This is a genomic window from Streptomyces sp. NPDC059455 (genome assembly GCF_042750115.1).
Classification (GTDB): Bacteria; Actinomycetota; Actinomycetes; order Streptomycetales; family Streptomycetaceae; genus Streptomyces; species Streptomyces endocoffeicus.
The window spans coordinates 1-13,270 of sequence record NZ_JBHYVB010000264.1 but is presented as its reverse complement, the minus strand read 5'-3'; the positions used below and the strand labels follow the sequence as shown (position 1 = coordinate 13,270).

At 69.6% G+C, this 13,270-nt stretch carries 12 protein-coding genes; 7 read left to right on the top strand and 5 right to left on the bottom strand.

Annotation, left to right across the window (positions count from 1 at the left end; translation table 11 throughout):
* Positions 1 to 56: 56 nt before the first annotated feature.
* The 3 genes from mctP to ACFXB5_RS48105 form a co-directional block, all read right to left on the bottom strand.
* A complete protein-coding gene (gene mctP, locus ACFXB5_RS48115) occupies positions 57 to 1,670 on the bottom strand; it encodes a monocarboxylate uptake permease MctP (RefSeq protein WP_385220960.1) in 1,614 nt (537 codons plus the stop codon).
* On the bottom strand, positions 1,667 to 1,927 hold the full coding sequence (locus tag ACFXB5_RS48110; RefSeq protein ID WP_385220957.1) for a DUF3311 domain-containing protein: 261 nt from the start codon (positions 1,925 to 1,927) through the stop codon (positions 1,667 to 1,669). Before ACFXB5_RS48110 ends, mctP begins: the two co-directional genes overlap by 4 nt.
* 217 nt (positions 1,928 to 2,144) lie before the next feature.
* Positions 2,145 to 2,939, bottom strand: a complete 795-nt coding sequence (locus tag ACFXB5_RS48105) for a GntR family transcriptional regulator (protein WP_044570136.1) — start codon at positions 2,937 to 2,939, stop codon at positions 2,145 to 2,147.
* Between the two features lie 264 nt (positions 2,940 to 3,203).
* Between ACFXB5_RS48105 and ACFXB5_RS48100 the strand changes: the two genes are divergently transcribed.
* From ACFXB5_RS48100 to ACFXB5_RS48075, 6 genes are all read left to right on the top strand, one after another.
* Positions 3,204 to 4,475: an extracellular solute-binding protein gene (locus tag ACFXB5_RS48100; protein WP_385220954.1), complete on the top strand. Its 1,272-nt coding sequence runs from the start codon at positions 3,204 to 3,206 to the stop codon at positions 4,473 to 4,475.
* Between the two features lie 5 nt (positions 4,476 to 4,480).
* Positions 4,481 to 5,482, top strand: coding sequence for a carbohydrate ABC transporter permease (locus ACFXB5_RS48095; RefSeq protein ID WP_385220952.1), 1,002 nt, complete (start codon positions 4,481 to 4,483; stop codon positions 5,480 to 5,482).
* A complete protein-coding gene (locus ACFXB5_RS48090) occupies positions 5,479 to 6,309 on the top strand; it encodes a carbohydrate ABC transporter permease (protein ID WP_385220950.1) in 831 nt (276 codons plus the stop codon). The genes ACFXB5_RS48095 and ACFXB5_RS48090 overlap by 4 nt, the downstream gene beginning before the upstream one ends.
* 9 nt (positions 6,310 to 6,318) lie before the next feature.
* Positions 6,319 to 7,878: a glycoside hydrolase family 3 protein gene (locus tag ACFXB5_RS48085; RefSeq protein WP_385220948.1), complete on the top strand. Its 1,560-nt coding sequence runs from the start codon at positions 6,319 to 6,321 to the stop codon at positions 7,876 to 7,878.
* A gap of 54 nt (positions 7,879 to 7,932) precedes the next feature.
* Entirely contained in the window at positions 7,933 to 9,003 is a 1,071-nt protein-coding gene (locus ACFXB5_RS48080; protein ID WP_385220945.1) for an SIS domain-containing protein, read from the top strand.
* A gap of 356 nt (positions 9,004 to 9,359) precedes the next feature.
* Positions 9,360 to 10,829, top strand: coding sequence for a sensor histidine kinase (locus tag ACFXB5_RS48075; protein ID WP_385220943.1), 1,470 nt, complete (start codon positions 9,360 to 9,362; stop codon positions 10,827 to 10,829).
* A gap of 168 nt (positions 10,830 to 10,997) precedes the next feature.
* Here the strand turns inward: ACFXB5_RS48075 and ACFXB5_RS48070 are convergent, their stop codons facing one another.
* Together ACFXB5_RS48070 and ACFXB5_RS48065 are read right to left on the bottom strand one after the other, a co-directional pair.
* Positions 10,998 to 11,255: a WhiB family transcriptional regulator gene (locus tag ACFXB5_RS48070; protein WP_014054815.1), complete on the bottom strand. Its 258-nt coding sequence runs from the start codon at positions 11,253 to 11,255 to the stop codon at positions 10,998 to 11,000.
* A 319-nt stretch (positions 11,256 to 11,574) separates the two neighbouring features.
* Positions 11,575 to 12,543, bottom strand: coding sequence for a diacylglycerol kinase family protein (locus ACFXB5_RS48065; protein WP_086879181.1), 969 nt, complete (start codon positions 12,541 to 12,543; stop codon positions 11,575 to 11,577).
* A gap of 79 nt (positions 12,544 to 12,622) precedes the next feature.
* Between ACFXB5_RS48065 and ACFXB5_RS48060 the strand changes: the two genes are divergently transcribed.
* Positions 12,623 to 13,162: a hypothetical protein gene (locus tag ACFXB5_RS48060; RefSeq protein ID WP_385220940.1), complete on the top strand. Its 540-nt coding sequence runs from the start codon at positions 12,623 to 12,625 to the stop codon at positions 13,160 to 13,162.
* The last annotated feature ends 108 nt before the right edge of the window (positions 13,163 to 13,270 follow it).

Here is a 13,270-nt window from a genome sequence, read left to right as displayed (position 1 = left end):
CCTCCAAGGAGTCGACGGCCCGTCGCCGTTCAATCCGCGCGGCCCGCCGCCAGGCGTCAGTGGCCGCCCGGGGCGCCCGCCGTGGCGGGCGGGAGGTCGGTCTGGACGCCCGGGTCGCCCGCGTCCGCCTTGTAGTCGGCGGAGGACGTCTCGTCCACGCCGTCCGGGGCCTTGACCGCCCGCAGGATCAGCGTCAGGACGACCGTGACCACCACGTTGAGCACGAAGGCGGTGAGGCCGATGTAGCCGATCTCGCCGATGCCGGGCACATCGGTGGTGTTGCCGAAGTGCTTCTGGGTGCCGCTCGGGGTGTCGTACGCCTTCCACGTTCCGTAGACCATGCCGACCGCCCAGCCCGCCAGCAGCGCCCAGCGGTGGAACCAGCGGGTGAACAGGCCGCCCACCAGGGCCGGGAAGGTCTGGAGGATCCAGATCCCGCCCAGCAGCTGGAAGTTGATCGCGACGGTCTTGTCCATGCCCAGCACGAAGATCAGCGCGCCGACCTTCACCAGCAGCGAGACCAGCTTGGAGACCTTGGTCTCCTCCTCCGGCGTGGCGTTCGGCCGCAGGAAGTCCTTGTAGATGTTGCGGGTGAAGAGGTTGGCCGCGGCGATCGACATGATGGCCGCCGGGACGAGCGCGCCGATGCCGATCGCGGCGAAGGCGACGCCCGCGAACCAGTCGGGGAACATGTCCTCGAAGAGCTGGGGGATGGCCAGCTGGCCGTTCTCGACCGTCACCCCGGCGGCGATGGCCATGAAGCCCAGCAGCGCCAGCAGTCCCAGCATCAGCGAGTACAGCGGCAGGATCGTGGTGTTGCGGCGGATCACCTCACGGCTGCGGCTGGAGAGCGTCGCCGTGATCGAGTGCGGATACATGAACAGGGCGAGCGCCGAGCCCAGGGCCAGGGTGCCGTACGCCCATTGCCCCTCCGCCGCGGGTGCGAGTCCGCCCGCCCCGGCCTTGGTGAACTTGTCGTTCGCCGCGCTGAAGATGTCGTCGAAGCCGCCCAGCTTGATCGGGATGTAGATGATCGCCACCGCGATGACGATGTAGATCAGGGTGTCCTTGACGAACGCGATCAGCGCGGGGGCGCGCAGGCCCGAGGAGTAGGTGTACGCCGCGAGCACGCCGAAGGCGATCAGCAGCGGCAGGTCCTTGATGAACCAGTTGGTGTTCTCCCCGCCACCGACGCCCATCACGTCCAGCACCGCCTGGATGCCCACCAGTTGGAGGGCGATGTACGGCATGGTGGCGAGGATGCCGGTGATCGCTACGGCCAGCGAAAGACCCTTGGAGCCGAAGCGGCCGCGGACGAAGTCCGAGGTGGTGACGTACCCGTGCTTATGGGACACCGACCAGAGCCGGGGCAGGAAGGTGAAGATCAGCGGGTAGACCAGGATGGTGTACGGGACCGCGAAGAACCCGGCCGCGCCGGTCGCGTAGATCGCGGCCGGGACGGCGACGAAGGTGTACGCGGTGTACAGGTCGCCGCCGAGCAGGAACCAGGTGATCCAGGTGCCGAAGCTGCGGCCGCCCAGACCCCACTCGTCGAGGTTGTTGGCGTTCTCGGCGGCGCGCCAGCGCGCGGCCAGGAAGCCCATGACCGTGACGGCCACGAAGAAGAAGATGAAGACGGCGAGCGCGACGCCGTTCACTCCGCCGTTCATGCGGAGTCACCCCCCTTGCGCTCCCGCTGCTCACGGCGGACCAGGACGTAGGCGACCGAGGTCAGCACGGCCGAGATCGGCACCCAGAGCATCTGGTACCAGTAGAAGAACGGGATCCCGATGAGGGTCGGCTCGACCTTGCCGTACGAACCGACCCAGAGCATCCCGACAAACGGGGCGATCAGGCACAGAGCGGCCACGACGCGCGTGGGCGTCACGACCGGTCTCCTGCCGGGTGCAGCGGACGTGTCTGACATGTGGCGGGCTCCAGTCCCCTCGGCTCATCACCTGCGGCACAGTCGATCACCTGGATCACAGCTGATCATTTGTGTAATGCGCAGGAAATCTAAGCCCGGGGCCCGGCGGCAGTCACTACCCGTCCGTATATCGGTATGAGAAAGATAGCCGGTCAGCCGTATCACGCTCGGTCGTAGCGTGACCCGGTCGCGGCGCTCCTCAGTCGTTCGGCGCTTCTCAGTCGTTCGGCCGCTGGAGCCGCGCCACGAACTTGTAGCGGTCCCCGCGGTAGACCGACCGCACCCACTCCACCGGCTCCCCGGACGCGTCCCGCGAGTGGCGCGAGAGCATCAGCATCGGCAGCCCCACGTCCGTGCCCAGCAGCCCCGCCTCGCGCGGCGTGGCCAGCGAGGTCTCGATGGTCTCCTCGGCCTCGGCCAGCCGGACGTCGTAGACCTCGGCCAGTGCCGTGTAGAGCGAGGTGTACTTCACCAGGCTGCGGCGCAGCGCGGGGAAGCGCTTGGCCGACAGGTGGGTGGTCTCGATCGCCATCGGCTCACCGCTGGCCAGCCGGAGCCGCTCGATGCGCAGCACTCGCCCGCCGGCGGCGATGTCCAGCAGCCCGGAGAGCCGGTCGTCGGCGGTGACATAGCCGATGTCCAGCAGCTGGGAGGTGGGCTCCAGGCCCTGGGCCTTCATGTCCTCGGTGTACGAGGTGAGCTGCAGCGCCTGGGAGACCTTGGGCTTGGCCACGAACGTGCCCTTGCCCTGGATCCGCTCCAGGCGCCCCTCGACGACCAGCTCCTGGAGCGCCTGGCGCACGGTGGTGCGCGAGGTGTCGAACTCCGCGGCCAGGGTGCGCTCCGGTGGGACCGGGGTGCCCGGTGGCAGGGTCTCGGTCATCTCCAGCAAGTGGCGCTTGAGGCGGTAGTACTTCGGGACGCGCGCGGTGCGTGCCCCATTGGAGCCGTTGCCGTCGCTCTCGGCCGTCGTGGTGGCCGCCGCTGCCGCCGTTGCCCCCTCGGTGTCCATCGCGCGCCCTTCCGACTCCTGGTCCGCTGCCGTCACCGGCGTCCGCCGCCGTCACCGGTCTCCTGAAGAATCCAGCGCCTCACATCGTGGCACGGTCCCGGCTCCGGGCGGTCTGTCGGTCCGGATGTCGGGAAGTGTCGGTCCGGTAACGGAGCCTCCGGTGACTCTTATACACCCTTGACACCCCAAAAGGTCTAGGCCAAGCTGCGGGGCACTGGTCTGGACCATTAAACCCCTGATCCGGCCTTCTGAGGAGAGTGCTCTGTGAAGCGTGGGCTCATAGCGGCGACGGGTGTCGCGGCAATGCTGGTATCCGTCGCGGCCTGTGGGTCCGACGGCGACGACGACAAGGCCGGAGCGGACGGATTCAAGGGGCAGACGCTCACCGTCTGGGCGATGGACGGCTCCACGCCGGACGGCTGGACGAAGGATGTCAAGGCCGCTTTCGAGAAGAAGACGGGCGCCAAGCTGAAGCTGGAGATCCAGCAGTGGAACGGCATTCAGCAGAAGGTGACCACCGCGCTCTCGGAGTCCGATCCGCCGGATGTGCTGGAGATCGGCAACACCCAGACGCCGTCCTACGCGCAGACCGGCGGCCTGGCCGAACTGGATGACCTGAAGAAGTCGATCGGCGCCGACTGGTCGGAGTCGATCAACAAGTCCGCGGTCTACGACGGCAAGCAGTACGCGGCGCCGTGGTACGCGGCCAACCGGGTCGTCCTCTACAACAAGAAGATCTGGGCCGACGCAGGGCTCAAGGACACCCCCAAGACCCGTACCGAGTTCTTCCAGGACCTCGACACCATCAAGAAGAAGACCGACGCCGAGCCCATCTACCTCCCGGGCCAGAACTGGTACTTCTTCGACGGGCTGACCATCGGCACCGGCGCCGACCTCGTGAAGAAGGACGGCGACAAGTGGGTCTCCAACCTCGCCGACCCCAAGGTCGGCAAGGCCATGGACATCTACAAGCAGTACCAGTCCTTCAGCAAGGCCCCCAAGGACAAGGACGAGGCCACCCCGCAGCAGGGCGAGATCTTCGCCAAGGGCAAGACCGGCGCCTTCATCGGCATGGGCTGGGAAGCCGCGATCGCCATCAAGGCCAACCCGAAGATCGAGAAGGACATCGGCTACTTCACCATCCCGGGCGAGACCGCGGGCAAGCCCGAGGGCGTCTTCCTCGGCGGCTCCAACCTCGCGGTGGCCGCGGGCAGCGAGAAGCAGGAACTGGCCAAGGAGTTCCTGAAGATCGCGCTCAATGACACCTATGAGGGACGGCTCGCCAAGGAAGGCGGCATCATCCCCAACAAGGAGTCGCTCCAGGCGCAGCTCAAGGGAAACCCCGCCGGGGAGGCGGCCGCCCCGGCCGCCGCGACCGGCGGCACCACCCCGCTGATCCCCGAATGGGCCGCGGTGGAGAACGCCCCGAACCCCGTCAAGACCTATATGACCGCCGTGCTCAGCGGTAAGTCGCCCGCCGAGGCGGCCAAGTCGGTCGAGGGCGAACTGAACAAGCGCCTCAGCCAGGAGCGTTGAGCCCGATGGCCGTAGCGACCGAACGCCAGGACCCCGGCCCGGCGGTGGCCGGGGTCCGCCGGGACGGGGCGCCGCCGGGCCCCCGCCGCCCGGCCCCGGGCGCCGCCGGGCGCGCACGGCTGACCGGCGCCGCCCCGTACCTCCTGCTGCTGCCCGCGCTGGCGGTGACCGCCCTGCTGCTGGGCTGGCCGCTGGTCAAGGACGGCCTGCTGTCGTTCCAGAACCTCAATATGCGGCAGCTGATCCAGCACCTCACCGAGTGGAACGGGGTCGACAACTACCGCGAGGCGCTGACCAGCGAGGACTTCTGGCGAGTCACCCTGCGGTCGGTGATCTTCACCGCGGTCAACGTGGTGCTGATCATGCTGCTCGGCACCCTGGTCGGACTGCTGCTGGCCCGCCTCGGCAGCAAGATGCGGCTGCTGCTCTCGGTCGGTCTGGTGCTCGCCTGGGCCATGCCGACCATCGCCGCCACCACCGTCTTCCAGTGGCTCTTCGCCACCCGCTTCGGGGTGGTCAACTGGGTGCTGGACGCGCTCGGCTGGCACTCCATGGCGCACTACAACTGGACCGGCGGCCAGTTCTCCACCTTCTTCGTCATCACCGTGCTGATCGTCTGGCAGTCGATCCCCTTCGTGGCGATCAATCTCTACGCCGCGACCACTACCATCCCCGGCGAGCTCTACGAGGCGGCGTCGCTCGACGGCGCCGGCGGCTGGAAGAGCTTCACCTCGGTGACCTTCCCCTTCCTCAAGCCGTTCCTGCTGGCCACGACGTTCCTCGAGGTCATCTGGGTCTTCAAGGCGTTCGCCCAGGTCTTCGCGATCAACGAGGGCGGCCCCGACCGGCTCACCGAGACCCTCCCCGTCTACGCCTTCATCGAGGGCGTGGGCAACCAGCACTACGGCATGGGCGCCGCGATCTCGCTGCTGACCATCGTGGTCCTGCTGGCGCTGACCTCCTACTACCTCCGGATCGTGCTCAGGCAAGAGGAGGACGAGCTGTGAAGCGCTCGCCGCTCGCCCGGCTGTGGCCCAACGCGACCGCCGTCGTGCTCTTCATCGGCTTCGCGTTCCCCGTCTACTGGATGTTCACCACGGCCCTCAAGCCGACCTCGGACATCATCTCGGAAGACCCGGTGTGGTTCCCGACCGGAGCCACCCTCGAACACTTCCAGAAGGCCGTGAACGCGGAGAACTTCTGGACCCTGGTGGGCAACTCGCTCACCGTCACCCTCTCGGCGGTCGGCCTCTCCCTGCTGATCGCGCTGCTCGCGTCGTTCGCCCTCGCCCGGATGCGGTTCAAGGGGCGGCGCGGCTTCCTGCTGACCTTCATGATCGCCCAGATGGCGCCCTGGGAAGTCCTGGTCATCGCCATCTACATGCTGGTGCGCGACGGCGACATGCTGAACAGCCTGCTTCCGCTCACCCTGTTCTACATGGTCATGGTGCTGCCCTTCACCATCCTCACGCTCCGCTCCTACGTGGCCGCGATCCCCAAGGAGCTGGAGGAGTCGGCGATGGTGGACGGCTGCACCCGTCCGCAGGCGTTCATCCGGGTGATCTTCCCGCTGCTCGCCCCCGGTCTGATGGCCACCTCGCTCTTCGGCTTCATCACGGCCTGGAACGAATTCCCGCTCGTGCTCATCCTGAACAAGGATCCGGGCGCCCAGACGCTTCCACTGTGGCTGTCCAGCTTCCAGACCGCCTTCGGCGACGACTGGGGTGCCACCATGGCGGCAGCGTCGCTGTTCGCCATCCCGATCCTGGTCCTGTTCCTGTTTCTGCAACGCAAGGCGGTCGGTGGGCTCACTTCCGGCGCTGTGAAGGGATGATCCCGGTTTATGACGACCCTCGCACACGACTCGGCCACCCTGACCCGTGACGCTCTGACCGTTCTCCAGCCCGGCTTCACCGGAACCACCGCCCCCGACTGGGTGCTGCGGCGGCTCGGTGAGGGGCTCGCCTCCGTCGGCCTGTTCGGCCGGAACATCGCCACCCCCGAGCAGCTGGCCGCCCTCACCGCCCAGCTGCGCGCCGAGCGTGCCGACGTCCTGGTGGCGATCGACGAGGAGGGCGGCGACGTCACCCGGCTGGAGGTCCGCACCGGCTCCTCCTTCCCCGGCAACCTGGCGCTCGGCGCCGTCGACGACCCGGAGCTGACCCGCGCCGTCGCCCGCGAGCTGGGCCGCCGCCTCGCCGAATGCGGCGTCAACCTCAACTGGGCGCCCTCCGCCGACGTCAACTCCAACCCCGACAACCCCGTCATCGGCGTGCGCTCCTTCGGCGCCGAACCGGAGCTCGTCGCGCGGCACACCGCCGCGTACATCGAGGGCCTCCAGGGCGCCGGGGTGGCCGCCTGCACCAAGCACTTCCCGGGCCACGGCGACACCGCCGTCGACTCCCACCACGCCCTGCCGCGCATCGACGCCGGTCTGGACACCCTGACCGCCCGCGAACTGGTGCCCTTCCGCGCCGCCGTCGCCGCCGGGACCAAGGCCGTGATGAGCGCGCACATCCTGCTGCCCGTGCTCGACCCCGACCTGCCCGCCACCCTCAGCCCCGCCGCGCTGCACGGTCTGCTGCGCCGGCCGGTGGCCGACGGCGGACTCGGCTTCGACGGGATGATCGTCACCGACGGCATGGAGATGCGGGCCATCGCCAACGCGTACGGCATCGAGCACGGCAGCGTCCTGGCGATCGCCGCGGGCGCCGACGCCATCTGCGTGGGCGGCGGACTCGCCGACGAGGACACCGTGCTGCGGCTGCGCGACGCGCTGGTCACCGCCGTCATCGAGGGGCGGCTGGCGGAGGAGCGGCTGGCCGAGGCCGCGGCGCGGGTGCGCGCCCTGGGGGAGTGGACGCGGCGCTCCGGAGGACCGCGCGCGGCGCACGGCATCGAGCCCGCCGCGGGGGTGGGGCTCGCCGCCGCGCGCCGGGCGCTCAGCGTCACCCCGGCCGGGACCTCGTACGAGCCCGTCACCGGACCCGCCTACGTGGCCGCCTTCACCCCGGCGGCCAACATCGCCGTCGGCGACGAGACCCCCTGGGGCGTCGGCGCCGAACTGGCTCGGCTGCGTCCCGGCACCGGGGCCGCCACCTACGGGCGGCAGGACGCCGACGCCCTGGGCGTCCACGGCCTGATCGAAAATATGCTCGACACCGCGGGGGATCGTAGGATCGTCGCTGTGGTCCGCGATGTCCACCGCCACGCCTGGATGGCCGACGCGCTGGACGCCCTGCTCACCGCCCGGCCGGAGACGGTCGTCGTGGAGATGGGGGTGCCCCAGGCGCCGCCCGCCGGGGCGCTGCACATCGCGACCCACGGCGCCGCCCGGGTGTGTGGACGGGCGGCCGCGGAAGTGATCGTCGGCAACGGCGCCGGTGACCACCCCGGGGACTGACTTCTCAGCCCCCTCGGCCCGGCCCGGCACATCAGCCCCCTGGAGGCACCCAGCATGTCCGCCACGACGACGGCCCAGCGCAGCGACCAGCCGGGCCGGATCATGTCCGGCGAGATGGCCGAGCAGCCCGCCGTGCTGCGCCGCATCCTCGACCAGGGCGCCCCGAGGATCCGCGAGGTCGCGGAGCGGATCGCCGCCCGCAACCCGCGCTTCGTCCTCCTCACCGCCCGGGGCACCTCGGACAACGCGGCGCTGTACGCCAAGTACCTGCTCGAGGTACTGCTCGGCAAGCCGTGCGGACTGACCTCCATGTCCACCACCACCGCGTACGGCGCGCAGCCGGACCTGACCGACGTCCTGGTGATCACCGTCAGCCAGTCCGGCGGCTCCCCGGACCTGGTGGCCTCCACCGAGGCCGCCCGCGCGGCCGGTGCGATCACCCTCGCGGTGACCAACAACGCCGACTCGCCGCTCGCGGGCGTCTCCGAATTCCACATCGACGTCCTGGCCGGGCCGGAGAAGGCGCTGCCCGCCACCAAGACCTACACCGCGGAACTGCTCGCCCTCTACCTCTTCGTGGAAGGGCTGCGCGGCGGCGACGGCGCGGCCGCCAAGGTGCTGCCCGACCTCGCCCAGCAGATCCTCGACCGCCAGGACGAGGTCCGGCAGCTCGCCGCGCGCTACCGCTTCGCCGAGCGGATGGTCCTCACCTCCCGGGGCTACGGCTACCCGACCGCCAAGGAAGCCGCCCTGAAGCTGATGGAGACCAGCTACATCCCGGCACTCTCCTACTCCGGCGCCGATCTGCTGCACGGCCCGCTGGCCATGGTCGACAACATCTCGCCGGTGATCGCCATCGTCACCGAGGGCAAGGGCGGCCAGGCGCTGCAGCCGGTCCTGGAGCGGCTGCGCGGCCGGGGCGCGGACCTCGTGGTCATCGGCAGCGCGCCGGAGGTGGAGCGGGCCTCGGCGGGGTTCGCCCTGCCGACGGACGGGGTCGCCGAGGAGGTCCAGCCGATCCTGGAGATCCTGCCGCTGCAGATGCTGGCGTACGAGGTGACGATCGCGCGCGGCCAGGACCCGGACGCGCCGCGGGCGCTGGCGAAGGTGACGGAGACCCGCTGAGACACACAGCAAGCTGAGACACACAGCAAGAGGCTCCCGAGGCCTTCGAGAGGCGCGGGAGCCCATGTGTTGACGCTCGCGGAGCGCGTATATGTGACACCCGCGGGCCGCGGCGCCAGGGCGGGACCCTCAACCCGCCCGGCACCGCAGCCCGGAGTTGCGTCGGCCGAGCGGCCGACCTGAGGACTCCCGGGCGGTCAGGGCAGAGCGCTCCGGGTTCCTCGATCCGCTCTCCTGTGCGGGGAGAACGGAAGATCGCAGTGCTCGATATTCTGGACTAGACCACTGCTGTCTGTCCATGCTTATGCGCGAATAGGCTAATCCACCGATGAGGGTAGGCTCACAACGTGCCCTCCATGAACGACCTCGTACGCCAGCACACCGCACTCGACGATTCCGATCTCGAGTGGCTCCACCTGCTGGTCTCGGAGTGGCAGCTGCTCTCCGACCTCTCGTTCGCCGATCTTGTGCTGTGGGTCCCCACCAGCGACGGCACCCGGTATGTCTCCGTGGCCCAGATGCGGCCGAACACCGGGCCCACCTCCTACCAGGACGACATGGTCGGCCATCTCGTCCCCCGCGGCCGCCGCCCCATGCTGGACGCGGCCCTGGACGAGGGCCGGATCGTCCGGGAGGGCGACCCCGAGTGGCGCGAGGAGGTGCCGGTCCGGGTGGAGTCCATCCCGGTCCGGCGGGAGAGCCGGGTCCTCGGCGTCATCGCGCGGAACACCAATCTGCTGACCGTACGAACCCCCAGCCGGCTGGAGCTCACCTACCTCCAGAGCGCGTCCGACCTCGCCCAGATGATCGCCGCGGGATCGTTTCCGTTCCCCAATCAGCAGGTCGACATGGACGCCTCACCGCGCGCGGGCGACGGGCTGATCCGCCTCGACGCGGACGGGGTGGTCCAGTACGCGAGCCCGAACGCGCTCTCCGCCTACCACCGGCTGGGCCTCGCCGCCGATCTCGTCGGCCACCACCTGGGCAAGACCACCGCCGAACTCGCCCCGGTGCGCGGCCCGGTGGACGAGGCGCTGGTCAAACTGGCCAGCGGCTGGGCGCCCCGGGAGTTCGAGGTCGAGGGCGGCGACGGGGTCATCCAGCTGCGGGCCATTCCGCTCAAGCCCAAGGGGCTGCACATCGGCTCGCTGGTGCTGCTGCGGGACGTCACAGAACTGCGCCGCCGCGAGCGCGAGTTGATCACCAAGGACGCCACCATCCGGGAGATCCACCACCGGGTGAAGAACAACCTCCAGACGGTGGCCGCCCTGTTGCGGCTCCAGGCCCGCCGCATGGACTCGGAGCAGGGGCGGGAGGCGCTCAACGAGGCGGTGCGCAGGGTCGGCTCGATCGCGATCGTCCACGAGACCCTCTCGCAGAACCTCGACGAGCAGGTCCAGTTCGACGACATAGCCGACCGGGTGCTGGCGATGGTGGCCGAGATATCGCCCGGCAAGGTGACCGGCAGCCGCACCGGGCGGTTCGGCATCCTGGACGCCGAAGTGGCCACCCCGCTGTCCATGGTCCTCACCGAGGTGCTGCAGAACGCGCTGGAGCACGGCTTCGGACCGGGGGAGCAGGGCACGGTCGAGGTCTCGGCCGTGCGCGAGGACAGCGGTGAGGAGAGCCGGCTGGTGGTGGTCGTCCAGGACGACGGGCGCGGGCTGCCGGAGGGGTTCGACCCCCAGCGGGCCGGAAACCTGGGGCTTCAGATCGTCCGCACCCTGGTGGAGGGCGAGCTGGGCGGGACGTTCGACATGGTGCCCGCCCCTGAGCGCGGCACCCGGGTGATGCTGGATTTCCCGGTGGGTGCGGAAAAGCGTTGAGCGCGTTGCGAGTCCGAGAGCAATCTGTTATCGGAAAGCACCTGTTACCGGAAAGCACCCGGAAAGCACTGAGCCCCGGACCCATCTGGTCCGGGGCTCAAAGCTCATGATGCTGTGCGCATGGGGGTTACTACGCGCTGCGGCTCGGGGGCCACGGGGTGCCGGGCTTCAGGCGCTGGCGTTGCGTGCCCGGTTGCGAGCGGCACGGCGCTTCATGGCGCGGCGCTCGTCTTCGCTCATTCCACCCCAGACGCCGGAGTCCTGGCCGGACTCAAGCGCCCACTGCAGGCACTGCTCCATGACGGGGCAGCGGCGGCAGACGGCCTTGGCTTCCTCGATCTGCAGCAGCGCAGGACCGGTGTTGCCGATGGGGAAGAACAGCTCGGGGTCTTCCTCGCGGCAAACGGCGTTGTGACGCCAGTCCATGGCTGCTCCATCTCCTCGTATTGCGGGCTCGTTGCTTGTGAATGTGAACGCTTTCACGAATCCCCCCGCAAACGTAGGGCCACCGAACCAGTTGGGGCTGGTGCGGTCCTGTGGGTTGAGGAGGGGGTTCGGGCTCTCAAGGGGGCCTTTCAGAAGGCCGTCCCGATCGCCAAGAAGAGACTCGCAAACCTCGGCGACGGATACAACCCCTTCCGGAAAGTTTTTTTTGATTCCTTGGTGTCGGCTCGGTCACAGCCGTACTTCCGGTGGGTGGAGTCCAGGGTAAACGTTCGACTAGAAGGACTTTTTGCGGTCTCACTCACACAATCACACGCAGTGCACGGCGTACGCCTGTGAACGTCACGCTCGTACGCAGTCCCAGATGGTCACCGTCCATCTGGAACGGCAGTGGCGCCTGGGATTGCAAGGTGAAGTCCGTCAGATCGTGAAGGGCTACCACATGCTTGCCGCGAGGCCCGCGCTCGGGGGTCGACATCAGCAGCTGGGTCGCGTAGCGGGTCACCGCCGGCGCCGACAGCTTGGCGAGTCCCAGCACGTCGAGGGCGGTGTCGAAGGACGCCTGGGGCGCCGCGTAGACCGGGCGGTTGCCCAGAAAGGTCCACGGGGAGGTGTTGCAGACTATCGACAGCGCCAGCTCCTCGATCGGGTCCTCACCCGGCCGCCCGATGGTGATGGTGCCCTGCCGCCGATGCGGCTCCCCCATGAACTGCCGCACCATCTGCCGTATGTAGAGGGCGTGGGTGGACCGCTTGCCGCGCTCGCGCTGCTGCTCGACCCGGCCGATAACGCTCGCGTCGAAACCGAGCCCCGCGCAGAAGGTGAACCAGCGGGCCGGAACCGATTCGTCCCGGGTGCCCGGAGTGCCGCCCGCGAGCCCGAGGCCCACGGTGCGCTCGGTGCCGTCCCGCAACGCGTCCAGCAGGGCGCCGGTCGCCTCGACGGCGTCATTGGGCAGCCCGAGCGCGCGAGCGAAGACATTGGTGGAGCCGCCGGGCACGACCGCGAGCCGGGGCAACTCCTGCGGGGCGGGGCCATGATGCAGCAGTCCGTTGACGACCTCGTTGACGGTGCCGTCGCCGCCGAACGCCACGACCAGTTCATGAGTGCCGCCGTCGACCGCCCGCCGCGCCAGATCGCGGGCGTGCCCCCGGTACTCCGTGGTCGCCACGTCCAGCTTCAGATCGCTGGCGAGCGCGTGGAACAGAACATCCCGGGTGCGGGCACTGGTGGTGGTTGCTGCCGGGTTGACCACGAGGAGTGCGCGCATGCGCGCCAGCCTACCCATCCGGGACGACCGGCCCCAGGGGGTAGGGTCCGGGCGCCTCGAGGACGGCTAGGCTGCGAGGGTGAGCAGTAAGAAGTCCGCTACCGCGAAGAAGGCGCAGAAGGCCACGGCGCAGAAGGCCACGGCGCGGCCGGATGCCGGGGCCGCCAAGGCGACTGACGCCGCGAAGGCGACCGGTGCCGCCGGTGCCGCCGACGCCGCGCCCACCGGGCCCCGCCCCGCCCGGCTGACCGCCGCCGCGGTGCTGGCCGCCGCGGAGGGCGTGGTGCTGCTGGGCTTCGGCGTCTACGTACTGATCATGGGGCTGACCGGGAATCCGGAGAGCCCCCAGCAGGCGGAGATGCTCGGGGTCACCGTACTGGCGCTGGCCCTGCTGCCGCTGCTGGCGGCCCGCGGGCTGTGGCTGCGGCGCCGCTGGAGCCGTGGCCCCGCGACGATCACCCAGCTGATGGCGCTGCCGGTGGCCTGGACGCTGGTGCAGAACGGCGGCGGGCTGATCGCCGTCGGAGTGGCCACCGCGGTCGCGGCCCTCGCCGTGCTGGCGCTGCTGATCAACCCGACGGCGACCGAGGCTCTCGGCATCGGCCCCCGCGACGCGTAGCCGGTTTCCGCCTGCGGCGGGCTGTTCCCCTCCCCGCCCCTTCCCACAACTGGGGCTCCGCCCCAGACCCCGCTCCTCAAACTCCCCCAGCTACCGCTGGGAGGTGCC

Bases quoted from the DNA above. Each gene is read 5' to 3' on its own strand.
- ACFXB5_RS48110 (WP_385220957.1), bottom strand. From the start codon at position 1,927: ATGTCAGACACGTCCGCTGCACCCGGCAGGAGACCGGTCGTGACGCCC.
- ACFXB5_RS48095 (WP_385220952.1), top strand. From the start codon at position 4,481: ATGGCCGTAGCGACCGAACGCCAGGACCCCGGCCCGGCGGTGGCCGGG.
- mctP (WP_385220960.1), bottom strand. From the start codon at position 1,670: ATGAACGGCGGAGTGAACGGCGTCGCGCTCGCCGTCTTCATCTTCTTC.
- ACFXB5_RS48065 (WP_086879181.1), bottom strand. From the start codon at position 12,543: ATGCGCGCACTCCTCGTGGTCAACCCGGCAGCAACCACCACCAGTGCC.
- ACFXB5_RS48075 (WP_385220943.1), top strand. From the start codon at position 9,360: ATGAACGACCTCGTACGCCAGCACACCGCACTCGACGATTCCGATCTC.
- ACFXB5_RS48070 (WP_014054815.1), bottom strand. From the start codon at position 11,255: ATGGACTGGCGTCACAACGCCGTTTGCCGCGAGGAAGACCCCGAGCTG.
- ACFXB5_RS48085 (WP_385220948.1), top strand. From the start codon at position 6,319: ATGACGACCCTCGCACACGACTCGGCCACCCTGACCCGTGACGCTCTG.
- ACFXB5_RS48105 (WP_044570136.1), bottom strand. From the start codon at position 2,939: ATGGACACCGAGGGGGCAACGGCGGCAGCGGCGGCCACCACGACGGCC.
- ACFXB5_RS48080 (WP_385220945.1), top strand. From the start codon at position 7,933: ATGTCCGCCACGACGACGGCCCAGCGCAGCGACCAGCCGGGCCGGATC.